Genomic DNA, 500 nt, shown 5'->3' with positions numbered 1-500 from the left:
GCCTTCATGATGCCGTGCTCCATCAGCATGTCCTCGAGCTCGTCCATCGTGATCGGGGTCGGGATGATGCCCTTGCCGGCATTGCCGTGGATCTTGGTCGCCAGGTTGCGATAGTGGTTGGCCTGGACCGACTCCGGCGCATACTCAAGCACGGTCATGCGGCGCAGCTCGGCGTGCTGCACGATGTTGTCGCGCGGCACGAAGTAGATCAGCTGGGTGCCGAGCTTCTTGGCGAGAGCTTCCGCCAGCTCGAGCTCCTTGTCGGTCTGGCGCTCGTTGCAGACCAGGCCGCCCAGGCGCACGCCGCCGGAGTTCGCATACTTCAGAATGCCCTTGGAGATGTTGTTGGCGGCATACATCGCCATCATCTCGCCGGACATCACGATGTAGATCTCCTGCGCCTTGTTCTCGCGGATCGGCATCGCGAAGCCGCCGCAGACCACGTCGCCGAGCACGTCGTAGGACACGTAGTCGATGTCCTCATAGGCGCCGTTCTCTTC

General features: G+C 62.4%; 1 pseudogene. It reads right to left on the bottom strand.

The window, feature by feature from the left end:
- Window positions 1–500 (bottom strand): annotated as a pseudogene (nifH, locus tag NLR35_RS34215) (nitrogenase reductase); the annotation flags it as partial.

Origin of the sequence: Bradyrhizobium sp. SRS-191 (genome assembly GCF_024586915.1) — a bacterium.
Lineage (GTDB): Bacteria > Pseudomonadota > Alphaproteobacteria > Rhizobiales > Xanthobacteraceae > Bradyrhizobium.
Note: the sequence above shows the minus strand (reverse complement) of the source record. Positions and strands in the feature narration are given on the sequence as shown.